21 protein-coding genes are annotated in these 25,899 nt (G+C 53.6%); 9 read left to right on the top strand and 12 right to left on the bottom strand.

Going from position 1 to position 25,899, the window contains the following annotated elements; genetic code table 11:
- Positions 1-47: 47 nt before the first annotated feature.
- On the bottom strand, positions 48-2,387 hold the full coding sequence (locus ACT3TJ_RS06500) for a DUF4214 domain-containing protein (RefSeq protein ID WP_444665511.1): 2,340 nt from the start codon (positions 2,385-2,387) through the stop codon (positions 48-50).
- A 338-nt stretch (positions 2,388-2,725) separates the two neighbouring features.
- Between ACT3TJ_RS06500 and ACT3TJ_RS06495 the strand changes: the two genes are divergently transcribed.
- The gene (locus ACT3TJ_RS06495) at positions 2,726-7,414 is read left to right on the top strand and encodes an ExeM/NucH family extracellular endonuclease (protein WP_444665510.1); all 4,689 of its coding nucleotides are present in this window, start codon (positions 2,726-2,728) and stop codon (positions 7,412-7,414) included.
- A gap of 191 nt (positions 7,415-7,605) precedes the next feature.
- Positions 7,606-9,039, top strand: a complete 1,434-nt coding sequence (locus ACT3TJ_RS06490) for a phosphomannomutase (RefSeq protein ID WP_193057226.1) — start codon at positions 7,606-7,608, stop codon at positions 9,037-9,039.
- A 338-nt stretch (positions 9,040-9,377) separates the two neighbouring features.
- Here ACT3TJ_RS06490 and ACT3TJ_RS06485 read toward each other — a convergent pair whose 3' ends face one another.
- Together ACT3TJ_RS06485 and ACT3TJ_RS06480 are read right to left on the bottom strand one after the other, a co-directional pair.
- Entirely contained in the window at positions 9,378-10,550 is a 1,173-nt protein-coding gene (locus tag ACT3TJ_RS06485; protein WP_319643862.1) for an aspartate:alanine exchanger family transporter, read from the bottom strand.
- A gap of 25 nt (positions 10,551-10,575) precedes the next feature.
- On the bottom strand, positions 10,576-11,766 hold the full coding sequence (locus tag ACT3TJ_RS06480; protein ID WP_444665509.1) for an RNA-guided endonuclease InsQ/TnpB family protein: 1,191 nt from the start codon (positions 11,764-11,766) through the stop codon (positions 10,576-10,578).
- Here ACT3TJ_RS06480 and tnpA point away from each other — a divergent pair.
- Entirely contained in the window at positions 11,659-12,075 is a 417-nt protein-coding gene (gene tnpA / locus ACT3TJ_RS06475; protein ID WP_084812773.1) for an IS200/IS605 family transposase, read from the top strand. The two genes, ACT3TJ_RS06480 and tnpA, sit on opposite strands and share 108 nt — an antisense overlap.
- 413 nt (positions 12,076-12,488) lie before the next feature.
- Here the strand turns inward: tnpA and ACT3TJ_RS06470 are convergent, their stop codons facing one another.
- Both ACT3TJ_RS06470 and ACT3TJ_RS06465 read right to left on the bottom strand, forming a co-directional pair.
- Positions 12,489-12,668 carry a hypothetical protein gene (locus ACT3TJ_RS06470; protein ID WP_193057021.1) on the bottom strand — a complete coding sequence of 60 codons (180 nt, stop codon included), beginning with the start codon at positions 12,666-12,668 and terminating at the stop codon, positions 12,489-12,491.
- Positions 12,669-12,923: 255 nt separating this feature from the next.
- Positions 12,924-13,352: an REP-associated tyrosine transposase gene (locus tag ACT3TJ_RS06465; RefSeq protein ID WP_193057022.1), complete on the bottom strand. Its 429-nt coding sequence runs from the start codon at positions 13,350-13,352 to the stop codon at positions 12,924-12,926.
- Between the two features lie 445 nt (positions 13,353-13,797).
- Here ACT3TJ_RS06465 and ACT3TJ_RS06460 point away from each other — a divergent pair, with 445 nt between their 5' ends.
- Both ACT3TJ_RS06460 and ACT3TJ_RS06455 read left to right on the top strand, forming a co-directional pair.
- Entirely contained in the window at positions 13,798-14,130 is a 333-nt protein-coding gene (locus ACT3TJ_RS06460) for an IS110 family transposase (RefSeq protein ID WP_193057023.1), read from the top strand.
- A 24-nt stretch (positions 14,131-14,154) separates the two neighbouring features.
- Complete coding sequence (locus ACT3TJ_RS06455; RefSeq protein ID WP_193057067.1) at positions 14,155-14,805, top strand: IS110 family transposase; 651 nt, start codon at positions 14,155-14,157, stop codon at positions 14,803-14,805.
- 388 nt (positions 14,806-15,193) lie between these two features.
- Here ACT3TJ_RS06455 and ACT3TJ_RS06450 read toward each other — a convergent pair whose 3' ends face one another.
- The gene (locus ACT3TJ_RS06450) at positions 15,194-17,773 is read right to left on the bottom strand and encodes an ABC transporter permease (protein ID WP_193057024.1); all 2,580 of its coding nucleotides are present in this window, start codon (positions 17,771-17,773) and stop codon (positions 15,194-15,196) included.
- Positions 17,770-18,606 carry an ABC transporter ATP-binding protein gene (locus ACT3TJ_RS06445; protein ID WP_407647903.1) on the bottom strand — a complete coding sequence of 279 codons (837 nt, stop codon included), beginning with the start codon at positions 18,604-18,606 and terminating at the stop codon, positions 17,770-17,772. The genes ACT3TJ_RS06450 and ACT3TJ_RS06445 overlap by 4 nt, the downstream gene beginning before the upstream one ends.
- Here ACT3TJ_RS06445 and ACT3TJ_RS06440 point away from each other — a divergent pair.
- Positions 18,605-19,276: an arylesterase gene (locus tag ACT3TJ_RS06440; protein WP_193057025.1), complete on the top strand. Its 672-nt coding sequence runs from the start codon at positions 18,605-18,607 to the stop codon at positions 19,274-19,276. The two genes, ACT3TJ_RS06445 and ACT3TJ_RS06440, sit on opposite strands and share 2 nt — an antisense overlap.
- 140 nt (positions 19,277-19,416) lie before the next feature.
- Here ACT3TJ_RS06440 and ACT3TJ_RS06435 read toward each other — a convergent pair whose 3' ends face one another.
- Positions 19,417-20,304: a DMT family transporter gene (locus tag ACT3TJ_RS06435; RefSeq protein WP_193057026.1), complete on the bottom strand. Its 888-nt coding sequence runs from the start codon at positions 20,302-20,304 to the stop codon at positions 19,417-19,419.
- Positions 20,301-20,570, bottom strand: coding sequence for a SelT/SelW/SelH family protein (locus ACT3TJ_RS06430; protein ID WP_328515367.1), 270 nt, complete (start codon positions 20,568-20,570; stop codon positions 20,301-20,303). Before ACT3TJ_RS06430 ends, ACT3TJ_RS06435 begins: the two co-directional genes overlap by 4 nt.
- Positions 20,571-20,652: 82 nt before the next feature.
- Between ACT3TJ_RS06430 and ACT3TJ_RS06425 the strand changes: the two genes are divergently transcribed.
- The 3 genes from ACT3TJ_RS06425 (at position 20,653) to ettA (ending at position 24,318) form a co-directional block, all read left to right on the top strand.
- Positions 20,653-21,966, top strand: a complete 1,314-nt coding sequence (locus ACT3TJ_RS06425) for an MFS transporter (protein ID WP_441678297.1) — start codon at positions 20,653-20,655, stop codon at positions 21,964-21,966.
- 291 nt (positions 21,967-22,257) lie between these two features.
- Positions 22,258-22,464, top strand: a complete 207-nt coding sequence (locus ACT3TJ_RS06420; protein WP_172116110.1) for a PA3496 family putative envelope integrity protein — start codon at positions 22,258-22,260, stop codon at positions 22,462-22,464.
- 192 nt (positions 22,465-22,656) lie between these two features.
- Complete coding sequence (ettA, locus tag ACT3TJ_RS06415) at positions 22,657-24,318, top strand: energy-dependent translational throttle protein EttA (RefSeq protein WP_172116109.1); 1,662 nt, start codon at positions 22,657-22,659, stop codon at positions 24,316-24,318.
- Positions 24,319-24,457: 139 nt separating this feature from the next.
- On the opposite strand, the gene ACT3TJ_RS06410 is transcribed toward ettA, so the two are convergent.
- From ACT3TJ_RS06410 to ACT3TJ_RS06400, 3 genes are all read right to left on the bottom strand, one after another.
- Positions 24,458-24,616, bottom strand: coding sequence for a DUF1328 domain-containing protein (locus tag ACT3TJ_RS06410; protein ID WP_018918588.1), 159 nt, complete (start codon positions 24,614-24,616; stop codon positions 24,458-24,460).
- Between the two features lie 196 nt (positions 24,617-24,812).
- The gene (coq7, locus tag ACT3TJ_RS06405) at positions 24,813-25,454 is read right to left on the bottom strand and encodes a 2-polyprenyl-3-methyl-6-methoxy-1,4-benzoquinone monooxygenase (RefSeq protein WP_441678295.1); all 642 of its coding nucleotides are present in this window, start codon (positions 25,452-25,454) and stop codon (positions 24,813-24,815) included.
- 65 nt (positions 25,455-25,519) lie between these two features.
- Complete coding sequence (locus ACT3TJ_RS06400; protein WP_441678293.1) at positions 25,520-25,861, bottom strand: histidine triad nucleotide-binding protein; 342 nt, start codon at positions 25,859-25,861, stop codon at positions 25,520-25,522.
- Between the last annotated feature and the right edge of the window lie 38 nt (positions 25,862-25,899).

Genomic DNA, 25,899 nt, shown 5'->3' with positions numbered 1-25,899 from the left:
GGTAGGGGCGTTACAAGAGCAGGATTTATATATTCAGAACGAAAATATCATCCAAATAGCAACATGCTTTCGTCAGACTCGGAAAAACCAACCATTACCGCACCTTTCTCGGCACCGTTGGCTATTTCATCAAGCCAATACTGTTTACCTGCCGCGTCTGCCGCTCGTTCGAGCACGTTGGAATACATTAGTTCAACAAAGGCGTCATCCTGTATGCCTGCATGGCGCTCGTTGAACTCATCAGAGGCAATAAAGCTGTTGGCAATAGTGTCAAGGCTTGCACTCTGGCTGACGTCCAGCCAGTAGCCCAGGCCCGCGCCATCGGCATCGCGTTCAAAGGCCGCATCATACAGTCGTAGGAGAGGATCAACCGCTTCGCTGAGCACAGCGTCATCGCGGAATGCCAGGTTCTGAATGCGCAGGTCTTCGCTACTCGACGTTTCAGCTTCGCTGAACGGTGTTTCGCTATACATGGCGCCCATGTATTCGGCGAAGGCGTCTTGCTCACTCCCCTTCTCAGCGAAGTCGAACTTGCCATCCAGCTCATAGGCTTCAAGCAGATCAACGCGTTCAAGATATTGGTCTTCTCCTAGCGGATAACCGTCGCCACCGTCAGCCATGAAGCCCAGGGTAACGACTTTTACGGTCGCGTCTGCATCGCCGACCAAGCGCCCGTTGGCCACCAGCACGTCATGAATTTGGCCGTCTTCGTTGAGAATAGCAGCACTTTGAATACGCTGCCCTGCGGGCTGCTCCCAATCGTAGCTGTACTGAACGCCGCCCACCTGGGCAAACTGGCCTGCACTGATATCAGGGGCGGCGGCCGCTACGGCGTGCTCTAACACGTCAAGCAGCGTGCTGCGGTTAACCGTCAGGATGGCCAGGTCATTATTGAAGCGCAGTGCCGAAGCGGCGTCCAACTGAGATACACCACCTGCTGGCTTGCCGATGGCATCATTGGCAGACGGTGCCTGATAGCTGGGCTCGCTATCGCCGCCTTGCACGACGACTTCGCCAATCGCTTCACGAATACCGCCGCCGTTCTTGAACGAGACCATGACATCGTCATCCAGCTGGCGGGCATACCAGAGGTTGGCGTCGGCAGTGAGGTTCCCGAGATTGGTCTCTTCGGTGCGCACCGAGCCGCGTTCTCCCACCAGATATACATCGGACAGGCCAAGAACATTGCCATCCTGGTCGGCCACGAACTCACCCACGGCACCGACAAGGTCCTGGGCAATCTGGCCTTTGGTTCCGTCAGCAAAAGCGTCTTCCAGGCTGCCCCACAGAGCTTCTACCTGCTCATCCGTCGAGGCGTAAACGCCTGAAGTGGTCTGCTCAATCGAGTCGGTGACGACGTGGCCATTTTCGTCAAATTCGACCACTAGCTGAGCGACATAGCGCCAACCGGCATCGGTGTTCACGATGACCACGTCATTACCGGAAACATCCTTGGTGAGAATCGGGTAGGTGTCATACGGCTCGCCCGCGCCAGGAAACAGACCGCGGTCAATGTCATTTTCATTGGCTAGCAGCGAGTCCGAACCACCGGCGATAACGATATCGACGCCGTCCAGCAGGGTCGCCAGTTCTTCTTCAAACTGAATTTGCTGCAAATGCGCACTCAGGATGATCTTATTGATGCCTTGCGCCTCCAGGTCATCAACCACCGGCTGAATGATAGCGGCCAGGGCCTGCATATCATTGCTGCCACCTGAGAGCACGTCTACACCGCCTATCGATGAAATACTCTCGAGAATCTGGGTGGTAACACCGATAATGCCAATCTTTTCACCGCCACGTTCAGCAATGACTGCCGGGGCAAGCTTAGGCTTGTTCGCATCAGCCAGCACTTCTTCAAGCGTCGACTGAAATGCATCGTGTGAAAATATCTCGTTGGTGGCCAAACCGCTAAGCGCTGAATCCTCTGAGAAGTCCAGGTTGGCAGATATATAGGGGAATTGGGCACCCAGCCACGCTACGTCGGCAGCACTTTCACCATTGACCACGGGCGCGAGCATGTCGGCAATCAGGTCGGTTCCCAAGTCGAACTCATGGTTGCCCAGCGCCACTGCTGCGGCATCGACCAGATCCATCAGCAGCGTTTCAACCCGCCCCGAGGCGGCTGTAATACCACTCATGGAGCCCGTTTCCAGTCCGTAAACATCCTCTACGGCGGTCTGGAACGCAGCTTGTAGGCTCTCTTCAGACGCAGCACTTAAATAGGGCCCAGGCAACACCAGATCACCCGAGCTCACAAACAATGAGTTGGCGTACTGGTTTTCCAGGTGGTCGACGATGGAAACGAAATTGGGTGCGTTCAGTAAGTCCCCGCCACCCCCTTCCATATCAGCGGCGTGCAGAAGCTGTAGCTGAAAGTTGCTCATTGAAATCCCCTTCTTTTTTGAGTATTCGCCCCTTCAAGCGATGAGGGATGTTACTGAGCTAACAGTGACGGCTATATGACACTTTGAATAAATTCGTGCAAAAAATCGTTTTATCCAAGAGTTCAATGCTTGGGCAACGGTTTGTATCACAGCGTCAATATGGATATCTAAAACGTCACAATCATGACATACCCAAGCGTTAGGTTAGGTAATCACGTGATATTGCGAACGATGGACGCCGCATATTGACAGGGTCTTGTCATGCATGTCGCTTGCAACATGTGCATACATGACCCAAACCACAAACGAATGACTGCTTACCTGGACGGAAAATGGACATGAATAACCAGATCATTGTTAGCTCGTTGTACCAGACGCTGCTGTTACGCCAACCCGATGATCAAGGACAGCGTTACTGGGCGGGTTTGCTGGATCGCCGTGAAATAGATGTCGAGGGTGTTGCACGCAACCTGTTGGCCAGCACCGAGTTTAACGAAGTGATTCAACCGATCACCCAGCTTTATACCACTTACCTGTTGCGATCAGCCGATACAGAGGGCCTCACCTACTGGGCCAACACGCTGCGTGAAGGATTAACGCTGCAGGAGGTAACTGAAAGCTTCAAGACTTCTGCCGAGTTCCAAACGATTGCTACGTATGACGATACAGCCTGGCTTACTCAGGCGTATCAGGGGGTGCTGGGACGCGTGCCGGAGCCCACTGGCGCTGACTACTGGTTGGAATTACTTTCTACTGGCGCTTCACGTGAAAACATTCTACAAGCCATCGAGGCGAGCAACGAAAGTCAACAGTTAGCGCCGTCCAGGATGCTGCAACCCCTCGCGGGTGAAGGTGACAATGCAACTGATACTAGTTTCGATACATTGCTAGGCCATCTGATTAACCAAATCGAGGACGAGGCAACCCAGCCTGAACCCGAAGAACCGGAACAGCCTGTAGAACCGGAGCCGCCCGAAGAACCGGAGCAGCCCCAAGAACCGGAACAGCCCCAAGAACCGGAACAGCCCCAAGAACCGGAACAGCCCGAAGAACCGGAACAGCCCGAAGAACCGGAACAGCCCGAAGAACCGGAACAGCCCGAAGAACCGGAACAGCCCGAAGAACCTGAGCCGGGAAAAACACCCCAACCCGATTTTCAGCTAGGCGAGCGCTACTACCAGGGCGCATCAGACGCATCAGCAGCCGTTGCCATTGACGAGCAACTAATGCTGGTCGCGGACGATGAAGATCAGACCCTACGCCTTTATGACCGCGAAACGGGCGGCGCGCCACTTGTGGCAATTAATCTGAACGATGCGCTGGGTCTCAGCGATAGCCAGGAAGTGGACCTCGAAGCCGTAGCCACCTACCAGGGGGTTCAATACTGGCTAGGCTCGCATCAAAGCGGCCAGCGCTCGATGATATTCACTACAGAAGTGTCCGGTGATAGCGCTGACACATTCGATATCAGCGTGACCGGCCAGTTTACCGATCTAGCCAAACAGCTCGCTGCCTGGGATGCGAACAACGAGCATGGTTTAGGGGATAACGCGCTGAAACTGGAGCTGGGAATAAATGTAGAAGGTGCGGTGTTTATCGACGAGACCCTTTACCTTGGCCTGCGGGCGCCGTTGGACGACGATTTCGCCCAACTGTTACCAGTCTCCAACGCTATCGACTTGGTAAATGGCAGCGCTACCCAAGCATCATTTGGCGAGCCGCTGCGGCTGGATCTTGATGGCCGGGCCGTGCGCGCCATTGAGCCTGCTGGAGAAGAAGGTTACTTGATTCTGGCAGGCCCTGTAGATGATGGCGATGACGCTGGTTTTGGACTCTATTTATGGGACGGACACCATGCTGTTCGCGAAATTGACGGCATCGATCTAAACACCATTCCTGAGGCGCTCACCGCAAAACCCGAAGCGCTTTTTGACGTAAAAATGAGCGATGCAGGTATTTCAGCCAGCGTGCTTTTTGATAGCGGTACGGTCGACTGGTTTGATGATGGTCGGTCTTCGAAAGACCTTCCAGATAGCCAGCAGCAGTTTATCGGTACGGATATTATGTTTGACGCGCTGCCGGATATGGCCCCGCGTGCAGGCGATATCGCCGTTACGGCCGTTAGCGGTAGTGACAAAGAGTTTCAGTTTGTTGCACTACACGGTATCGCCGAAGGGGCAGAAATTACCTTTACGGATTCCGGCTGGACGGGTGATGGCTTCCGAGCCAATGAAGGTGCAGTGAAATGGACAGCGCCAGCAGGCGGTGTTGCCCCGGGCACAGTGATTTCTCACACGCAAAATGCCGACCAGTTCTCTAATGCCAACAGCGCGGCGGTAGGTAATGGCAGTTTCAACCTTTCCGTGGGTGGCGACCAGGTTATTGCGTTTGTGGGTGAAGATACAAACCCTACCTTTATCTATGCCATTCAGACCAATAGCAGTGAGTGGCAAGAAACCGCCACAAACTCCAATAACTCGGCCCTACCGCCAGACCTGGAAAATGGCACTACGGCCATTGCCGTTGGCAGCGCGCGTAACGCGGCCTTTACCGCCGATGGTTACGGTACGGCAGACGCGCTTTTAGCAGCGATTGGTAATCCAGATAACTGGACCTTCGAGCGCAATGCCCTGCCCGATAACGCAACGATGGAATTTCGTATTGGCACGATGGAGGCGCCTTATGTGCCGGGTGAAAGTGACATTGGCCTAGTCATTACCGAGATCTGGCCAGGGCAAGCCGGTACGGATATCACCGAAGACTGGTTTGAAATCACCAACCGTTCTGGTGACACTCTGGACTTTGCTGAATCTCCGCTCTACTACGACGACGACAGCGCCAACCCGCAAGATGCCGTGCTTATCGAAGGCCTGACCACGCTGGCACCGGGCGAATCCTCCATTGTGATCGTCGATGGTGGCATTGATGCCGTGGCCCAGTTCCGTGAGGCCTGGAGCAACATCAGTAACATCGACAGCCTGAAAGTTGGCTTTGCCGACAATGCCGCCGGTTTGGGCAGTGGTGGCGATGCCGTCACCCTCTGGCAGGGCGACCCGCGTATTGATGGCAACAAAGTTGGCTTTGAAGCCTACCCCGACACGTCAAATAACGACGCCGCTTCGTGGAACGTGGACCGCCAAGCGTTCACGCAGACAGATGAAGAGGGTGCAGCTAGCTCTTCTGCCGCGGGGGGTAATAGTGGCGACGTACCCGCTCTCGCCTCTCCTGGCGTTGCCATCAAACCGGAGCCCGAAATTACGCTGATTTCGACGGTTCAGGGTGAAGGCGGTACCAGCGCGCTAAATGACGAGAATGTCACGCTAGAAGCGATCGTTACCATGGTGACGCCCGGTATGGATGGCTTCTTTCTGCAAGAAGAAGATGAGGACAACGACGATAACCCGCTGACCTCCGAAGGAATCTTCGTTTATGCAGGGAGTGGCAGCAGTGAATGGCTTGAGCAGCTCTCTGCGGGCGACCAGATCCGTATTGGTGGCACCGTTTCAGAATTTTATGACAAGACTCAGCTTACCGCTGACCGCTCCAGTCTCGACATTCTGGCTCGCGAGCAGCCTCTGCCCCAGAGCCAGGCCATCAAGCTACCTTTTGCCAACAAACAGGGCCTGGAAGCGTTTGAAGGCATGCGTGTCGCCATTAAAGCACTCGATGGCGAGCCGCTAGTGGTTACTGAGCTTTACGAGCTAGGCCGTTACGGTGAAGTTACGCTTTCTGCCAACGGCCGCCTGGAGCAGTTTACTGAGGTCAACGCGCCGAGCGTGGAAGGCTATAGCGCTTGGCTCGAGGACGCAGAAGCCCGCACGATCAAGATCGATGATGCCAACTCGTCGCAAAACCCGGACCCGATTATCTATGGTCGTAACGGTGAAGAGCTCTCTGCTACCAATCCGCTACGCGGGGGCGATATGCTGGACACCCTGGAAGGTGTACTGGACTTCAGCCATGGGGAGTGGAAAGTACAAAATGTAGATGGCTTGGATTTCTACGGCCCCGCCACACCGGATACCGATACTTTGGGCGATGCTGAAATCAAGGTGGCGTCATTCAACGTACTTAACTACTTCAATACGTTGGATGAAAACGGCAATAAAACAACCACCCTTGACGGCACTGAGCACTCACCGCGTGGCGCCAATAACGCTGAAGAGTTTTCCCGTCAGGAAGCCAAGATCGTTAACGCAATCAATACCAGCGGTGCCGATGTAGTGGGCCTGATGGAAGTTGAAAACAACGGCTTCGGGGAAGACAGTGCCATTGCGGCCCTTGTTAATGCCTTGAATGCCGATGCCCAGCTAAAAGGTCTTGACGGTGTCACATGGGACTATAGCACTCCCAAGGATGCCGAAGGTAGTATCGCAAGCCCTGGTACTGATGCTATAGCGGTGGGTGTGATTTATAACAGCCAAGCGGTGACACCTGCCGGTGACGCTGCCACCAAGACCGACGGCGCGTTTGCTTATGGAAGCCGCCCTCCGGTCATGCAGACCTTCACCGACGATAACGGCGAGCAGTTCTCCGTAGTCGTCAACCACTTCAAGTCAAAGGGCAGTGTGATCAATGGCGAGAATGCCATTGGTGACGGTCAAGGCAACAACAACCCGACACGCGTTGAAGCAGCCAAGGAGCTCCTTGAATGGCTGGAAAGCAATCCAACAGGCAGTGACGATCAAGACGTACTCATCCTGGGTGATTTGAACGCTTATGCCATGGAAGACCCTATCACGGCGCTGAAAGAAGCAGGGTTTGAGCTGCTCGATGACGACTATAGCTATGTCTTTGATGGCTTCTGGGGGTCGCTGGATCATGCATTGGCCAGCGAATCACTGACCCAGCAGGTTACCGGCACCACGACTTGGCATATCAATGCAGACGAAGCGACTGCCTTGGATTACAACACGGAGTACACCTATGAGCGCCAGGTCGAGAACTTGTACGCCCCGGACCCATTCCGCAGCTCAGATCATGACCCTATTTTGGTGGGCTTAAACCTAAGTGCGGCAGAAGCCTAAGAGTTTCGCGACAACCGTTCTTAAACGCTCATTATTGATGGCCTCCGCTTGCGGGGTCATTTTTTTTACGCCTTCGAATAGCTCCCCGACTACAGGTAATCCATGGCTCCGGCTTTACAGCGTGTTAAATTCATTGCGTAAACTTATTATGCTTACTATTTCACACCGGCTTTTAATTCTGGAGAAACACGTTGAGCTCAACACGTTTAGCAGCGGCCATTATTGCAGACAGCGGCATTGCCTTCGGTACCAGCGGCGCACGAGGGCTGGTAGAGCAATTTACTGACGAGGTATGTGCCGCATTTAGCGTGGCGTTCATTTCTGCCATGAAGTCGAGCTTTGACGTAAAACGGATTGCAATCGGCATGGACCTCCGCCCCAGCAGCCCAGCCATGGTAGCAGCGTGCACTGGCGCCGCCCACGCCATGGGTGTTGAAGTTGATGACTATGGCGTACTGCCCACCCCTGCACTTGCGTTGCAGGCCATGACAGATGGTATTCCCTGCATAATGATTACCGGTAGCCATATACCTTTTGATCGTAATGGGATTAAGTTCTATCGGCCTGATGGCGAAATTACCAAACAGGATGAGGATGCGATCTCTACCTCAACTGCGCGAATGCCAGCAGAGGTGCATCCAGTACGCAATGTCGTTTCTGATGCAGCCAGCGAGACATATACTCGGCACTTTACCTCGTGGTTTACCGGCGAGCCACTAAAAGGATGGCGCATAGGGCTATATCAGCACTCTGCTGCTGGGCGTGATTTAAACGTCCATATATTGGCCGAGCTAGGTGCCGATGTGGTTATACTCGGTCGTAGCGAAACCTTTGTTCCAGTGGATACCGAGGCAGTAAGCGAAGAAGATCAGGCAAAGGGCAGCGCATGGGCAAAACAGTACCAGCTGCATGCCCTGCTCTCTACTGATGGTGACGGCGATAGGCCTCTGGTCGGCGATGAGACAGGTACTTGGCAACGTGGTGATGTGGTGGGCTTACTGTGCGCACGAGCGCTGGGGATTGAAGCACTTGCTGTTCCAGTAAGCTGTAATACAGCCATTGAAGCATGCGGTGCGTTTAAAAAGGTTGAACGAACACGCATCGGTTCGCCCTATGTATTGGCCAATATGGCAACGCTCAGTAAGCAGTTTGATCGAGTCGCAGGCTTTGAAGCCAACGGTGGCTTTTTGCTAGGTAGTGAGCTGGAAGTAGACAACCGTGCACTAGCAGCACTCCCCACCCGCGATGCACTTTTACCCGCGTTAACCCTGATGATAACAGCTGCCCAACAAGGTATCAGGCTGTCGCAGTTATTTGCCAACCTTCCTTTACGATATACCGCAAGCGACCGACTTAAGGGCTTTCCTACCTGGCAGAGCAATGCTCTGTTAGCAACGTGGCGAGAAGCCCCTAAAGAGATGCAGGAAGCTTTAGGCTTCGCAGCGCCCATTAAAGATATAAATACAATTGATGGCTTACGCATAACGTTGGAAAACAACGATATTGTGCACTTGCGCCCTTCCGGCAATGCCCCAGAACTGCGCTGCTACTGTGAATCAGACTCACAGGCAAAAGCATCTGCCCTGGTTCAGAGAAGCCTGGCTAGCCTCGCTGCCCTTGCTTAAGCCAATCGATTTACAGTAAGAAAGCAAAACGTGAGAGGCTCTTTAGAGCCTCCCGCGCGTTGCGGCCATCCATAGCCGGAGAACCATTTATTCAGTATAGCGATTTATAAAACCGACAGCGACCACACCACTGTCACGTTCTTTATCGCCCATCATTATTCAGTTCATGAAAGAAATCAGGCCGCTATCATAACGCAATCGGACGCGACTTTCATCGCATCCGCGTCAGGTACTGCATGAATGCCGTTCATGGCGACTGGGATGGCTTTTCTGGCTTAAGTGAATGAAAAATGCCCGCGCGGTGGTTTTGAACCGCGCAGGCATTTTCAAATAGGTCCTTACGATAATAATATAACGATAACCATGCCCCACAATGTTAAAAACGTATTACTGACAGCGTAGGGCACCGTATACCCAAGCATGCGCACGTTGCTTTTGGCTTGTTCAGATACCATAGCGACAGATGCCGTGCTCGTTCTGGCCCCACCGCAGCAGCCAAGATTAATCGCAGGGTCGAAACGAAAAATATATTTACCAATCAATGGGCCGAGTACCATCGGGACAGCGGTTGCAAATAGCCCCCAGAAGAATATCTCGAAGCCGACCTGTTGAAGCCCAGCAACAAACGTGGGACCCGCCGTAATGCCCACCACAGCAATAAATATATTCAAACCTACCGAGTTCATAAACCAAAGCGTTGCGCTTGGCACTGTACCGAGCTTCGGTATGAAACTACGTAACCACCCAATAAGAATACCCGCAATCAACGCGCCGCCCGAAACAGAAAGCGTAATTGGAATCCCATCGACAGGAACCGATATCGCACCAATTAAACCACCCAAAACGATACCGGCACCCACTAACACCATATCCGTAACACTGGTAGGACGGTCAGCAAAGCCGTATTCGCCAATTATGTCGTCAATATGTTTCTTCGTACCGTTAATAGTTACGATATCACCACGATGTATTTTAGTTTGCGCGTATAAAGGGATATCTACGCCCATTGAGCCTCGCCGAACACGTGTAACGTAAACACCTCGAGACATAGGCTGCTGAGCAAGCTCAATGAGTTTTTTCCCATTTGCTTTTTTATTGGTAATAAAAACATCGACCGATTCAACAGGTATATTCAAAAGCTCTGGATCAGCGACTTCCTTAGCCCGATTGCTCCACTCTACTAACGCTTCATGATTACCTGAGACAGCAACAATATCGCCTACTTGTAAAACGGTATCGCCATCAAAGGGAATAATCTTTTCTCCACGGCGCAGGTTTTCCAGGAACAGGCGCCCATCAACACTGGCTTCTGCTTCTGATACCGTTTTACCGGCAATCAAGCCGGGCGTGGCAAGCTCATAAGCTCGAATGATGTATTTATGCCATGCGGAATGCATACCATCTTCGGAAGCGCCGACGGACATCTCTTTTTCGTAGCGCTTACACTCTTCCTGTAGGTTGATGCGTAAAAGCTTTGGCCCCAGAAAAGCGATGATCCACCCGGTGCCCACCGTTCCAATTGACGTCCTCCCCGCCCTAAAGGACGGGGATTTCAACTTCTTGAGGGCAACGTCCTGCCCCGAGGCTGAGGATATTCCGGGCCGCATTCACGTCCCGGTCGTGGAGTACACCACACTCCACGCACTCCCAGACCCTTACTCGCAACCCGTTGACGCCCTGCGGCCCGCTAAGCGAGCCGCACGACGAACAGGCGCGGGTGGTGTTGGTTTCGCGAACGACCTTGAAGACGATGCCTGCGTGAGCGCATTTATATTCCAGCATCGTTTTCAGTTGTGACCAGCCAGCGTCGTAGACGCTTTTGGCCATCTTGGTCTTCGCGAGCTTGGTTGAGGAAACATCGCCCACGACGATTTCGCCGTACTGGTTGACGAGTTTCCGGGAAAACTTGTGCTGCGCGTCCTGGCGACGGTTCTTGATCTTGGCGTGAATAGCCTTTACCCGCCGCTTGTTACGCGCACGTTGGGCTGTCGCCAACTGGTCTTCCATGCGGCGGTAGAAGCGGCTATTTTCCAGCCTTCCTCCATCGCTACAGGTGGCCACATCCTTGAGCCCAAGGTCGATGCCAACGGCGCCCTGCCCAAGCGTCGGCTGCACGTCCACCTCGACCGCAGCATTGAAATACCACCGGCCCCGGCTATCTTCATTGAAACTGCCGGCACGGAACTTGTATGTCGACAGGCCGTAGCTATCCCACACCTTGAAGTAGGTGCCGTTGTGAAATACCTGCCCGTTCTTCCACTTGGCCGCGCCGGTATTGACCGGAATCCAGCCAAGTGAGCGGCGTACACCGCCGGACTTGCGCCAATTCAGGCGGGGCTTTTTGAACTGCTTGCGGCGGGCAACGTATTCAGCAGCGATGCATTGCAGCGTTTGGCTGTGCAGGCCGAGGTCCTTGCCAGCACCCTTGGTATAGGGATGCATGTCGTAGGCAGACAGAAACAGACCTTTCTCCCGAATGGCTCGAGAAGACAGTTCGTTGAGGTAGTTCCAAACAAAATTCACGCTGCGGGCCATGCGGTTAAGCTCGGCGGCGTGTTTGTCCTTCACTCGAACCTTGAGGGTCTTGGTCTGCTTCATGGCTTCGAATATACTTGGTCTATGGAAACCAAACAAGCTATCAGAACAGGAAGACACTGCGTTTTTAAACTCCATGCCCATTTGGTCTTTGTCACCAAGTATCGGGGCAAGGTGTTCACCGGCGCGCATCTCAACTCCCTCGAATTGCTTTTCGACCGAGTGTGTCGGGACTTCGAGGCGGAGCTACAGGAGTTCAACGGTGAAACCGATCACGTCCATTTGCTTGTCAACTTTCCACCCAAAGTGGCGGTATCCAAGCTGGTGAATAGTTTGAAGGGGGTATCCAGCCGGCGGATGAAGTTACTACACCCTGAACTGGTGCAGCCCGCCTACCGGAAGAACTCGCTGTGGAGTCCAAGCTACTTTGCGGGAAGTGTCGGAGGCGCCCCCCTGAGCATGGTCAAACAGTATATTGAGCAACAATCGAGGCCGGACTAGGGACGCTCTCGCGCCCCTCGCTATCCATCCTCGCACTAGAAGTACGAGGTTTTTCGCGATGTTCGATAAAAATATAGAAACGTTAAGTATTCGCTAATGGATCGGAAACACTGCTTAGCAGTTGCCGCGTCAGGCACTGTATGAATGCCGCTCATGACGAGCGTCTTGGTAGGAATGAAGCCCTGCATCATTCAACTCCCACAGGCTGCAGGAGGCTATGACCAGCGCTTGGATAAAGCCGTGTTCTCTTAAGCTTTCAGAGCGTGAGCTTCCTTAAGAGCGTTTTAGCGTTAGAATCGCATAGCTCAATGGATCTTTCGGTTGGTGGCAGGACCGGCTATGTAAAAGCCAAACGCGTCTCAGCTATACCTCTTTTTCAACAAGCATTACGCGCTTGATAGGAATGATAATGGCTAGCGCATTTGGCTATTTGCATCTCGGTCTACAGCTTGCAGCCTAATCAGTAAATGACCGTCGTTTGGATAACTCACAACGGCTTCATATTGATCAGGTTTCTGTCCGATCTCCGCATGAAACCGCTCCATCACATCGACAAGCTCACGGATGAGTGCTTCTTTTTCTGGTATTGGCATCACATCCTCCCCAGCAAACGCTTGACGAACACCCGAAGGCATTGCTAGAAATTTTCTTTCGTTGTTAATTATAATTTAATGAAATTAACTTTAATCTTAAAAAAAGCTGTCAAAACCGCTTTATTTCCCATGATGGCAAACCTATCAAAATTTGCCCGGCCCAAGAGGTTTCAGCCAGCGATGGGGGTGAAGCTATCCCCATAACCTTCGATCAATAAACCAAGCTTCCAAGGTGGGTAAATTTACGACATCTGATCAAAGCCATACCGCATTCCAGTAGCTATATTGATTAACATCCCGCACTAAATTTGCCCTTAGCGGATTGCCTACGATGTATCTGGTTACCTCTTTTAATGATTCTTCTTGTCGAATCATTCGATCATGAAAACCTCGCTGCCAGATTCTCCTCCCCACTCCCAACGAGACATAGCTTTTGTAGCGTCGAACGGCTTCTGGAAGGCTGCCATTAAGCTGAATAAGCCAGTGAATGTGATCTGGCATGACGACAAACGAAAGTGTCGATGCAAGCTCCTGGACACGAGGATGATAAAAACACCTGGAGGCGCAGCAGGCCGCCTCAAACTGCGTGAAGACAGGATGGCGATTTTGTGTGGCAATCGTAATTAGATAATAGGCATTTTCTAGCGAATACCCTCCCTGCCTAAGCCGATGACTTTTTTGCATACCATGCCCGCCACTCATTTTAATTAGCTTCTAGCATTATGAATTGAAGTCGCTTATAAAATAAAGTTGTAAATGCAGGCTTTAAAATAAAATCTGAGTATTCAACTTCAGCCAGCGATGGGGTCGAGCCAACCCCGGGAGGCCTTCGGCCAGTGGAACTGGGCTCCCACAATGTTTAACCAAGCCCTGGGATTTGATGGACTGATTCCCACCGGTTTTGAGGCTTGATAAACGGGCTTCCACAGGGATGACAAAGCATTGAGAGTTGAGGAGCCAATGAACATTGTAGGAGCAGGCTTCAGCCAGCGAATGGGGTTGAGCCAACCCCGAAGGCCTGATAAACATTGTGGGAAATGGGATGGACCCGTCCCTCTGTGCCAGGATGAAGAAGCACTTCATCTCATGTGTGCAGAACACTGACGGCATCGTGAAAGAGGGTCCATCCATGAATAACATTAGCATTGTGGGTATCGATCTTGCCAAGCATGTTTTTCAGCTACATGCCATTGATGACAAGGGACACAAGGTGTTCAGCAAAAAGGTGACGCGTGATCAGCTTCGCCCCCTGCTGGCTCAACTGCCTTCGTGTATCGTCGCCATGGAGGCCTGTGGTTCTGCGCACTATTGGGCGCGCGAAATCAAACAACTGGGCCACGACACCCGCTTGTTGCCTCCTCAGGCCGTCAAGCCGTTTATTCAAGGTCACAAGAACGATGCACGGGATGCGGCGGGTATTGCAGAAGCGGCCGCACGGCCCGCTACCCCCGTGTGGCGGTGAAGACGCAGGAGCAGCAGACATTGCATCCGTAGCCGTCTCATTCGTGCGCGGACAGCGGTCGGCAATGAGCTACGTGGATTGCTCCATGAGAGGGGGATCATTGTGCCCCAGGGCCATCGCGTGATGCGCCAGGGGGATATACATCGATTGCTGGACGAGCGTCGAGAGCAGCTGGGTGCCGCCTTCAGCGAGGTGCTTGCTGACCTGGTGAACGAGTGGCAGTCACTGGATAGCCGCATCGCTGGCCATGACAAGCGGCTAAAGGCCTGTGTAAAAGCGGATACGCGCATGCAACAGTTGATGAGTGTGCCCGGCATTGGTCCTGTGAACGCGACGTTGCTGGTGAGTCATATGGGCGACCCCCATCGCTTCCCAAATGGGCGCCAGTTTAGCGCCTCTATCGGCCTCGTACCGCGGCAACATTCCAGTGGTGGTAAAGACATTCTGAAAAGTATTACCAAACGAGGTAACAGCGAAGTGCGTCGTCAGTTGGTACATGGCGCACGAGCCGCCTTGAGGCAATTTCAGCGCCAGGACCCTTCCGACCGCCTGGCGCAATGGATTATCCACCTGGCGGCGCGAGTAGGGCAACGCAAGGCCATTATTGCCCTGGCAAACAAAATGGCGCGTATCTGTTGGTCAGTACTCGCTTATCAGCGCGCCTATCAAGCATAGTTCCGATCAAGCATGGTTCCGAGTAGACGTATCGGTGGATGACGCCAGGCCAGGCAGTTATATGATGATATGAAATTATTCCCGAGGTTGCGTGAGTAAGCTACCCGATGGCACACAGGTAAGACCGACTCTCTGCCGCTCTGAAAAGCCTGATGGCCCATTATGAGGCCGCGTGGGAGATCAAGAGCAGAGAGTGCGCATTCCATCAGGGCCAGATAGCCGCATGCTATCACCAAGGGCCGGATATAAGCGTGCAGTCCTCCTCCTTGTCCATCCGTGCCTTACTTGCACAACGGGACGGGTCCATATAAGCAGGCTTCAGCCAGCGATGGGGTTGACTCAACCCCAGGAGGCCTTAAGCCTCCTGGGCTTTTCCTACAAGATTACGTCATGCCTCACCTAAAAGCCCCAGGCTCGCCGCAGGCGCTTGGCGGCGTAGCCCGCGCGATAGCGCATGGCCGATAAAACCAATCAGCAGCGCGCCGCCAAGGGGTAGCGCTAGCCATAGCGTAAGGTGAAAGCGCGGCGGTAGCTCTAGCCAGTAGAGATAGAGTGCGGCGGTCGCGACTTCGGCCAGTACAGCGCCCATTAAACCGCTGGTAAAACCCAACAGGGCATACTCAGCCCCTTGGACGCGGGAAATCATTCGCTGACCTGCTCCAAAGACACGCAGTAGGCCACTTTCATGGGCGCGTACCGGCTGGCTTGCGGTCAAGGCAGCATAGAGCACGCTGACACCCGCCAACAACACCAGTACCAGTACAAGCTCGATGGCACGCGTTACCTGAGTTAGCACATCACGTACCTGGCCTAAAATGGCATCAACGTTTATTAACGATACACCGGGGAAGTCGCTCACCAGTTGGCGAATTAGGCCTTGCTCCTCGTCAGGCAGATGAAACGCAGTGATATAGCTATGTCCAAACGACTCCAACACGCCCGGCGGGAAAATCAAAAAGAAGTTGGGCTTAAAAGTGTCCCAATTGAGGCTGCGCACGCTGGTGATACGCGTCATCAGCTCATCACCGCCCACAGAGAAGGTGAGCGTATCGTTGAGTGATAGTCCCAGCCGGTCCGCCAGGCCTTCTTCAATGGAAACAGGCACGGTATCGGCAGATACTGCATCAACCGCGCCTAGCCAGCCTTGTGGTTTATCAACAGGTAGCTCATCAGCGGGTGCTTCGTTGGAGAACCACTCTCCCGCCACTATCTGGTTATCTTCAGGCAGCTCGGCCTGCCAGGTCAGGTTTAGCTCGCGGCGCAGTGCGCCATCGCCTCTGGCATCCTCTGGCACAGCGTTCATTGGGGGCTGCTGATTAATAGCGGTAATACGCCCACGCACCATGGGATACAGCGTGCTTTGGATATCAACACGGGGCGCCACGGCTTGCTCAAAGGGGTCACGCTCATCAGGCTGGATATTAATGGCGAAGTAGTTGGGCATGTCATCGGGCAACTGGGCCTGCCAGGTTGAAAGCAGGTCACCACGCACCAGTACGATCATCGCCATGGCAAAGAACGTGACAGAGAATGCCAGCAGTTGGCCCACGCCTGCTTGGCGGCGACGCGCTAGTTGGCGCCCGCCCAGGCGCAATGCCTGCATCCACTCGCTTGTGCCCGTTAGTTTTTTTATGCCGTGAAGAATGCCATTGAGTAGCAGCGCGCTGATGCCCCAAAGCGCACTGAGCATGATGCTTCCCCCCAATAGCAGGGCGACCGCCAAAGGCGCACTACCGGAATAGAGCCATAGCAGGCCGCCAAATACGATAGCGGCAACACCGGCTACCCACCAGGCGGCAGGAGGCAAAGGGTCCAACTCTCGACGCAGCACTTTCAGCGCACTTACCTGTTTAATGCGTAATAGCGTTGGCCCGGCAAACCCTACAAGCACCGCCATCGCTGTTAATACGCCCAGCCATAGCGGCATAATGCCCGGCGGCGGTAGCGTAATAGGTAAAAAGCTGGCCAAAAGATGCAGCAACAGCGCCTGTCCCGCTACGCCGAGCAGTGCGCCAAGCAAGGACGCCGCCAACGCCAGCCCGATCAGCTGTAGGCTAAACAGCATGACAAGCTGTTGCTGGCTAGCGCCAAAGCAGCGGAGCAACGCTGCCGTGTCCAGATGGCGTTCAACATAGCGCTTTGCTGACATGGCGACCGCGACCCCGGCCAACAGTACAGCGGCAAGCCCTGCCAATCCCAAGTAGCTGTCTGCGCGTTGCAGTGCGTTACCTAATTGCGGCCGGTCCACTCGAACATCACGCACCTCGACCCCTTGCTGGCGCAACTCGGTGAGTAATCCTTGCACGTTGTCGATGGCTTGAGGAGGCCCGGCCGCCAATAATTCGAACTCGACACGCGAGCCTTCCTGAACAAGACCGGTTGCTTCCAGGTCCGCCGTATTGAGCATCAAGCGGGGGTTAAAATTACTAAAGCCAGCGGATTGATCCGCTTCCCGTTCGATAATGCCGCTGATGGTTAACTCGGTTCGCCCTACCTGTACACGGTCGCCAAGCTCTACCTCAATCAGCTGCGCCAAGCGCGGGTCTGCCCATGCCTGTCCCGCTGGTGGCCCCGAGGCTATCTGTTCGGTCCCCTCCCCTAAATCAACACGCGATACACCATAGTGCGGGTACACGTCATCCACGGCTTTGAGGCTAGCTGGTTGAAAACGGTCCCCTAAGCTGATCATGGAGACCAGTCCGACCTGGTCGCTTAGCGTAAAGCCAGCCTCTTCCAGCGTCGTGCGTAGCGCTTCTGAAAAAGGAGTGCGCTGCTCCAATACGATATCCCCTCCCAGCATTTGCCCAGCCTGACGCTCAAGGCCGCGTTCCAACCGGTCGAGAAAAAAAGCGATCATAGTGGAGGCGGCAACCGCCAGCACGAGGGCGACAAAGAGCGCACGAACATCCGCCGAGCGTAAGTCACGCCTTAAGCTTCTGGCGGCCAGCCGCCATGGCATATCGCTCATTGCCCCTCTCCTGCCACGCTGGATTCAGCAGGTACATCAGCAGGTACAAAGGGGATTAGTTGCCCTTGGGTTAATTGCAGGCATCGATCACAGCGGCGTGCCAAAGCGTGGTCGTGGGTGACCAGGATAAGCGTTGTTCCAACCTCATGATTCAAGGTAAACAGCAGGTCGATCACCTGAGCGCCGGTATCAGGGTCGAGGTTGCCGGTCGGCTCATCCGCAAACACCAGTTCAGGATCGGTGACAAACGCCCGGGCAATCGCCACTCGCTGCTGCTCGCCGCCCGAAAGCTGCTTGGGTAGATGGTCTACGCGTTCACCCAATCCCACTTTAGCAAGCCATGTTTGGGCAATATGGTCTTCTCCGGCGCGCGGTGAAAGCTCCAAAGGCAGTAACACATTCTCTAGCGCGCTTAAGGTGGGTAGTAGCTGAAAGTTCTGGAACACAAAGCCCACGCGCCCAGCTCTTAACGCCGCACGGCCATCCTCATCCAAACGACTAAGCGCCTTACCAAACAGCGTGAGTTCGCCATCGCTGGGGGTATCCAACCCGGCGAGCAGGCCCAACAGGGTTGATTTTCCAGCCCCGCTTTTACCTAAAATGGCGACGCTTTCCCCAGCTGCTACGCTTAACGACAGTTGATCCAGAATAGTTAGCGTGCGTTCGCCACTGGTCACTTTCTTCGATAGCATTTCTGCATGCAGCACAGGCCGACTCAACGGGGCATGGGGAACCTTGCCCTGTGCAGTGGCGTCGGTGATAGAGTGGCTGTCTGCTTGTGGCGATGCATCAGCGTTGGACGAGTATGCAGCTTTATCTGAGGAGTAAGGCATGAAGCGAGGCATCCCTGTGGCATGGCAAAAACGTAACGGTATGGTAACTGGCTACCTAGTGGTTCTGATAGTCACCTTAAGCGCTCCTGCGATCAACGCAAGCGAGCCCCCTACCGTACTCATTATGGGCGATAGCTTGAGTGCTGCTTATGGTATCGAACATGAGCAAGGCTGGGTCACCCTGCTGGAAGAGCGCTTGGACGACCAGGCAACGGTGGTAAACGCCAGTATTAGCGGCGAAACCACCTCAGGGGGATTACAGCGGTTTAGCGCCATTTTGGAGAAACAGCAGCCTGATATCGTGCTATTGGAGCTGGGTGGCAACGATGGTTTGCGTGGCCTTGCGCCCAATCAGATGCGTTCTAACCTGGCAAGTATGATTGAGCAAAGCCAGGAGGTTGATGCTCAGGTGCTGCTGTTAGGTATCGATATTCCCCCCAACTATGGCCAGGCCTACCGGGATGCCTTTACCGGCGTTTACTACTCCCTGGCCGAAGAGTATGACGTGCCGCTGTTGCCGTTTTTATTAGAGGGTGTGGCACTTAACGAACAGCTTATGCAGGAGGATGGCATCCACCCCACGGCCGAGGCACAGCCTATGATTCTGGATAACGTGTGGCCTGAGCTTGAACCGCTTTTGGCCGGTGGTTATCAGGCATCGGCCAACTGATCACAAATGGTCTTCGCCGCCCAAGGTTGAGGCAAGGAAAGCTACGCTGGCCACAGAGGCTCCGACACATAGAGCGGCTTGATGGCGCATCATGCTTTTCCTGTACCCAACCCATGCGCAGCGGGCGATAAAAATGGGACTTATTGCTCGACAGCAACAGGCTTCACCTGAAGCTGCTGAAGTGCCAACCCAAATAAAATCAGCCCCAATCCAATAAACGTAGAGAAAAGCAGAGGCTCATCAACCACTAAATAAAGCAGCATCAGCGAAACCGGAGGCGAAAGAAAAATCAGGGTCGAGACTTTCGCTGTGCGTGAAACCTTATGAACGGCCATTTGCCACAGGACAAACGCGATCCCCATTTCGAACAGCCCAACATAGACCCCGGCACCAAAACCTTTCCAGCCATGCCATTGAAGCCCAGGCCCCATAAGCAATAAAACGGTTAACACCGGTAGTCCAACGGTAAAGTTCTGCCACTGCCCGACGATAGGTTTTCGACGATCACGTGCATTAAACAACCAGTAAAGCGCCCATAACAGAGTCGATGAAAGCGCGAACAGCACGCCAACAGGGTCCGCAAACGACACATTGAGTACTGCGCCCCGTGTCGCAATTACCCATACGCCCGCATAAGCCACCACACCTGCCAAAATATCCACCCGGGTTAACCGCTGCCCCAGTATGGGAACCGCCAGGAATGCCATCGCTAGCGCCCATGTATAATTAAGCGCCATCGCTTCCTGGCCAGGCAGGCGATCATAAGCAGCAAACAGCACCAGGTAGTAAGCCACGGGATTCATGATCCCCGCCCATAAGGCGGTTTTCCATCCGCTAGTTAACGCCTGCCTCATAGCACCTTGTTTAAGCACCAGAGCGCCCATTAAAAGCCAGGAAACCAACGCCGCCAGCCACATTAATTCAACCGGCCCCATCAAACCCAGGCCAACTTTAAAAGCAGTCGCCACCGTTGACCACAGCGCCACAGCACCTAGCCCGTAAAGAATAGCCTGACGATCCTGGTTCATCGGTCGATATGCCCCAGGTCACGGTGCGGTTCGATCTGGTCGCGAACACGCTGTTTCAGCACTTTGCTGTCCGGAAAGCCACTATCACGCTTGCGTTCCCAAATTAAGGTGTCATCACACCAAATTTCAAAGGTACCGCCATGCGCAGGTGCAATGGCCACCTCATCTAAATCCTCCCCGAAAGTGGAGAGTAGCTCCTGAGCGTACCAGGCACTGCGTAAAAGCCATTGGCATTGCGTGCAATAGCGAATCTGGATCCGTGACACTTTCGGTCTCCTTACCCATATAATGGTGGCATTCTGTCGCTGCATTTTGTCATTCCAGGAGTATAACCGCCAAGGAGCTGTAATGGCTGGACCCAATATTTCTCAAGCGCGTGTTTTTGAGTGGCTAACGGGCGATGAGGACAGCCGACTCTGTGCTGATATTCCGGAGCAGGCCTGCGCCGAACAACCACGTAATTTTTTTCTGCACTTATGGGCCTCCCTGGGGAATAAGCTTGCTGACGAGCTATCCAGCGCACGCTTGGTGCTTCCCTGGCTAATGGGGATTATTGGCGCGCCCATCTGGATGGTGGGGCTGTTGGTGCCTATCCGTGAGTCTGGTGCCCTGTTACCCCAGATATTCGTGGCGGGCTTTATTCGTCTAAAACCCAAGCGTAAAGGCGTTTGGGTTTTAGGTGCGCTGTTCCAGGCACTTGCCGCATTTGCACTTGCTGTCTTGGCACTTGTGGGGAGCGGAAGCCTGGGTGGCGCTGCGGTGTTAGCTGTACTTGTGCTGCTCTCCTTGGCACGCGGGCTTTCATCAATTGCCAGCAAAGATGTCATGGGCAAAACCATTGCCAAACGCCGCCGAGGCGCCCTGATGGGGTGGAGCGGTAGCCTAGCGGGCGGCGCAACCCTGGCGGCGGGTGGCGTACTGATGTTGCTGGGTAATCAACCAGGCAACCTCTCCCTGGCGGTACTCTTAAGCGTTGCCGCCTTCAGTTGGCTACTAAACGCGTTCTGTGTTGCACGTATTAAAGAAGTACCAGGTGCAGTGGAAGGTGGAGAGAGCGCTTGGGACAGCATCAAGCTTGGCTTATCGCTCTTAAAAAAGGATCGCACGTTTCTACATTTCAATGTTGCCAGAGCATTGCTGCTCTCCAGCGCACTGGCGCTACCCTACATTGCGCTACTCGGCCAGCAGCAAAGCGGCTCTGATTTGGGTGGGCTTGGTCTGCTTGTCGTGGTATCAGGTCTTGCAGCAATGGTGGCAAGCCCTGTCTGGGGTAAATTAGCCGACCAATCCAGCCGCCGTGTAATGCGTAATGCGGCTATTGGCACCGTTACTTGCTGTTTACTAGGCGCTGGCTTGGCCTGGCTACCCGGTGCCTGGACTCAGAGTGTTTGGCCATATGCCTTGGTGTATGCGTTGCTGGTGATCGTCCATCACGGTGTCCGCCTGGGGCGCAAAACCTATATTGTGGATATGGCAAGCCAGGATGACAGGGCTCTGTATGTTGCTCTTTCCAATACCTTAACCGGCCTGCTCATGCTCGTCGTCGGCGGCATTATTGGCGGGCTGGCCCAATGGCTGGGTAGTGCGGCGTTGCTGTTGCTTTTGGCACTTACGGCGACTGGGGCGGTGCTTAGTGCGCTGAAACTGCCCGAGGTGGAATAACAGACATGATTGCAATGCAACGCTCTCCACAACACCCGTTTTTGATGAAACAGACCAGCTGATGTATTTCATCGGCGTACAAAAAGATGTTCCTGAGCGCGTGGAAGCACAACTGGCTTTAGCTGAAGCTGAATGACAACGCAGTGATAACACCGCCCATAAAGCACAGGACTCATTAATTAACGCCAACACTTGACCTTCAGCCCATGTAGCGCTATATAGCGGCTAGGCGCTTCTTTCAAACGAAGCCATCGTGACGCCGGCCTGCCGGCCTGGGTTGGAGGGCATACCATGAGCCGTGACCCCTTAAATCGTGAGAACTACTCAGCAGAAAACCTTGAAGCTGACGAATTCGATAATCTTGATGCCGTAAACGATGATCAATACGGCAAGCATAAACCAAGCAAAACCGACTCGTTACGCGCCCGCCGACAGGTGGAAGCGTGGCTTGAGGAGCGTCGTTTACAGCGTGCCATTGAAGATGATTGGGATGCGTAAATAGCTGCTTTAAGTGGGCAGCGAGCCAGTTGCCCTCTTCATCACCATCCAACACATCACAAAACCCACGCTTTCTTTTTATAGCCATTGGATGTTGCCCGGTGGCATCTTCTGGCCTTTCCAAGCACAGAGCACTATCATCTGAGGCTACTCAGCACGTTGCTGTCTCATTCATCAACCTAACGGATTTCCATGGCGCAATACGTATTCACCATGAACCGGGTTGGCAAAGTTGTGCCACCCAAAAAACAAATTCTCAAGGATATTTCGCTATCGTTTTTCCCGGGCGCCAAAATCGGCGTTTTGGGTTTAAACGGTGCCGGTAAATCCACACTGCTGCGCATTATGGCGGGTGTCGATAAAGAGTTTGAGGGTGAAGCTCGTCCGATGCCGGGTATCAATGTCGGTTATCTCCCCCAAGAACCGCAGCTTGATGATGAGAAAAATGTCCGCGACACCGTTGAAGAAGCACTAGGCGCTATCAAGGAAGCGCAGGAGAAGCTGGACGCTGTTTATGCTGCCTACGCTGAGCCTGATGCCGACTTCGATGCACTGGCAAGCGAGCAAGCACGCCTTGAAAACATCATTGAAGCCGCCGATGCCCATAACCTTGAGCGTAAGCTTGAGGTCGCTGCCGAAGCGCTTCGCTTGCCACCGTGGGATGCCAAAGTAGGCAACCTTTCAGGTGGTGAGCGACGGCGTGTCGCGCTTTGTCGCCTACTGCTTTCAAGCCCGGACATGCTGCTTCTGGATGAGCCAACCAACCACCTGGATGCCGAATCGGTTGCCTGGCTGGAGCGCTTCCTGCATGACTATAACGGTACCGTTGTGGCGATTACCCACGACCGTTACTTCCTGGACAACGTAGCGGGCTGGATTCTGGAGCTCGACCGTGGCCAAGGCATCCCGTTTGAAGGCAACTACTCTCAGTGGCTAGAGCAAAAAGAGCACCGCCTGACCCAGGAAGCCAAGCAGGAAGCATCGCGGCAAAAAGCCATCAAGCAAGAGCTTGAGTGGGTGCGTAGTAACGCTAAAGGTCGTCAGGCCAAAAGCAAAGCCCGCCTTAACCGCTTTGAAGAAATGCAGTCCGGCGACTTCCAGAAACGCAATGAAACCAATGAGATCTATATTCCGCCTGGCCCGCGCTTGGGTGATAAGGTCATCGAGTTTCATAATGTCTCCAAGCGCTTTGAAGACAAGCTGCTGTATGAAGATCTTTCCTTCACTATTCCCCAAGGTGCGATTGTTGGCATCGTCGGCGGAAACGGTGCGGGTAAATCGACCCTGTTTAAACTCATCACCGGTAAAGAGCAGCCAGACACGGGTGAAGTGGTCATCGGAGACACGGTTGAGATCGCTTACGTTGAGCAGCTACGTGATGCGCTTGATGACAAGCAGACGGTTTGGCAGGCGGTATCTGGCGAGCAGGACATTCTCAACATCAACGGCTACGAAGTGTCTTCACGTGCCTACGTTGGTCGCTTTAACTTTAAAGGTAATGACCAGCAGAAGCGCCTGGATGAACTGTCCGGCGGTGAGCGAGGACGCTTGCAGCTTGCTCAAACGCTCAAACAGGGCGCCAACGTACTCCTGCTGGATGAGCCATCTAACGACCTTGATATTGAGACACTGCGTGCGCTTGAAGAAGCCCTTCTTGCCTTCCCAGGCTGCGCCATGGTGATTTCTCATGACCGCTGGTTCCTGGACCGTATTGCCACGCACATTCTGGCGTTTGAAGGTGATTCTGAAGTCGTCTTCTTCGACGGTAACTATACCGACTATGAAGACGATCATAAAAAGCGGGTAGGTAACGATACGCCCAAGCGCATGAAGTACAAGCGTATTGATGCCTGATTTTTTAGCGTTCCATACCCGGTAACAGTACGGCTGCCCCGTATGCAAAAAGCCCCAAACGGGGCTTTTTGTTTAGCTGGTTCTATCAAAAGTCTTTATGAAAAGCCTTTATGAAAGGTCTCTATGAGTAGCCCTTATGCTAACGGCGTCGCCCTGTAAAGAGCGATACCACAAACAGGATGAGAAACAGAACGAATAGAATTTGCGCGATGGTCGATGCAACCCCCGCGATCCCCGAAAACCCAAGCACACCGGCGATAATCGCAATAATCAAAAACAGCATCGCATTGCCTAGCATCGTCTTTCTCCTTTTCCCTGGTGACGCTTTTCTGCTTTAGAAAACGCACGTTACCTTACGTACGATTAGCGTTGACATGATTAAGCGTTGGCGATAACTCGCCATTCGTCAAGAATTTAAGGATAACTTGCCTTCCTTGCTGATGCTTTTCATTCCCGATGCCGGTACTAAGCAATAGCACGTCAGAAATAGCACATCAGAAATAGTAGGCGCCTTTAGTGGCACCTTGAGCGATAAACCGTAGCCCCCATTTAATCGGCGCAGGGAAACGCAGGCCCCCCGCCTCTATCGCTAAATGCGCCTGGTGCACTTCATCCGCAGCCATCTGACGAAGCAGCGCATGCGAGCGCTGATCGTCTGCCATTAGCCTGGCCTGCTGCTCTTCAAAGTGTTTACCTGAAAGCTCGCAGGTAGCGGCAATCATACCAAGGCTTAGACGCTCGCTGGTTAACCCAGAGATAGCCCCAACCCCAAATGCAGCGGTATAGAAAAAGGGCGTAAAGTAGCTGGTGCGACTATTCAGTTGCGCCAGCCGCTCTTCACACCACGCCAAGTGATCAAACGCCTCCGCAGCGGATTGCACCATTTGCGTACGCGCGTGGGGAAGCGCTGCGGTAATACTCTGGCCCTGATACAGCGCCTGATTCGATACACCAATCACATGATTAACACGCATCAGGCCTGCGGTATGACGTCGTTGGTGGCCATCAAACACCCTATCTGCAAGTTTACTGGCGGGGTGGTTACGCTGTGATGTAGCGGCGCGAGGTATCAGCGACCGTAACGCTGTATCAAACTGATGAATTAAGCAATCAGACCGACTAAGCTGGCGCTTCATGGCTTACTCCGCTTAACAGCAAACTGTCTTAAAGGCTGTCTTAAAGATAGCTTGAAGGCCGTATGTTAGCCCGCAGGCCACGTAAACTGACGGCCACCTAATAAATGCATGTGCATGTGGTACACCGTCTGACCGCCCTTTTCGTTGCAATTCATCACAACACGATAACCGTCTTCGGCAAAGCCCTGCTGCTTGGCAAGCCTGGCAGCAGTGAACTGCAAACGGCCGACCAGCTCAAGATCACCTTCTTCAATGTCATTTAAGGTTGCGATGTGCTTTTTGGGAATAATCAGCTGATGAGTGGGCGCCATAGGGCTAATGTCGTTAAAGGCAAGAACGCGCTCGTCTTCATAAACGATATCAGCCGGGATCTCACGATTGATGATTTTGCAGAATAAACACTCCATACCCACTCCTTGTTATCGTTGCAGCTTGTCGCCCGGCA

The organism is Halomonas sp. AOP30-A1-24 (genome assembly GCF_052378165.1).
Lineage (GTDB): Bacteria > Pseudomonadota > Gammaproteobacteria > Pseudomonadales > Halomonadaceae > Vreelandella > Vreelandella citrativorans.
The sequence above is the reverse complement of the archived record's forward strand: the minus strand, read 5'-3'. Positions and strand labels throughout refer to the sequence as shown.

Bases quoted from the DNA above. Each gene is read 5' to 3' on its own strand.
- ACT3TJ_RS06500 (WP_444665511.1), bottom strand. From the start codon at position 2,387: ATGAGCAACTTTCAGCTACAGCTTCTGCACGCCGCTGATATGGAAGGG.
- ACT3TJ_RS06495 (WP_444665510.1), top strand. From the start codon at position 2,726: ATGAATAACCAGATCATTGTTAGCTCGTTGTACCAGACGCTGCTGTTA.
- tnpA (WP_084812773.1), top strand. From the start codon at position 11,659: ATGGAAACCAAACAAGCTATCAGAACAGGAAGACACTGCGTTTTTAAA.
- ACT3TJ_RS06480 (WP_444665509.1), bottom strand. From the start codon at position 11,766: ATGCGCGCCGGTGAACACCTTGCCCCGATACTTGGTGACAAAGACCAA.
- ACT3TJ_RS06470 (WP_193057021.1), bottom strand. From the start codon at position 12,668: ATGCCAATACCAGAAAAAGAAGCACTCATCCGTGAGCTTGTCGATGTG.
- ACT3TJ_RS06465 (WP_193057022.1), bottom strand. From the start codon at position 13,352: ATGCAAAAAAGTCATCGGCTTAGGCAGGGAGGGTATTCGCTAGAAAAT.
- ACT3TJ_RS06460 (WP_193057023.1), top strand. From the start codon at position 13,798: ATGAATAACATTAGCATTGTGGGTATCGATCTTGCCAAGCATGTTTTT.
- ACT3TJ_RS06450 (WP_193057024.1), bottom strand. From the start codon at position 17,773: ATGAGCGATATGCCATGGCGGCTGGCCGCCAGAAGCTTAAGGCGTGAC.
- ACT3TJ_RS06440 (WP_193057025.1), top strand. From the start codon at position 18,605: ATGAAGCGAGGCATCCCTGTGGCATGGCAAAAACGTAACGGTATGGTA.
- ACT3TJ_RS06445 (WP_407647903.1), bottom strand. From the start codon at position 18,606: ATGCCTTACTCCTCAGATAAAGCTGCATACTCGTCCAACGCTGATGCA.
- ACT3TJ_RS06435 (WP_193057026.1), bottom strand. From the start codon at position 20,304: ATGAACCAGGATCGTCAGGCTATTCTTTACGGGCTAGGTGCTGTGGCG.
- ACT3TJ_RS06425 (WP_441678297.1), top strand. From the start codon at position 20,653: ATGGCTGGACCCAATATTTCTCAAGCGCGTGTTTTTGAGTGGCTAACG.
- ACT3TJ_RS06420 (WP_172116110.1), top strand. From the start codon at position 22,258: ATGAGCCGTGACCCCTTAAATCGTGAGAACTACTCAGCAGAAAACCTT.
- ettA (WP_172116109.1), top strand. From the start codon at position 22,657: ATGGCGCAATACGTATTCACCATGAACCGGGTTGGCAAAGTTGTGCCA.
- ACT3TJ_RS06410 (WP_018918588.1), bottom strand. From the start codon at position 24,616: ATGCTAGGCAATGCGATGCTGTTTTTGATTATTGCGATTATCGCCGGT.
- coq7 (WP_441678295.1), bottom strand. From the start codon at position 25,454: ATGAAGCGCCAGCTTAGTCGGTCTGATTGCTTAATTCATCAGTTTGAT.
- ACT3TJ_RS06400 (WP_441678293.1), bottom strand. From the start codon at position 25,861: ATGGAGTGTTTATTCTGCAAAATCATCAATCGTGAGATCCCGGCTGAT.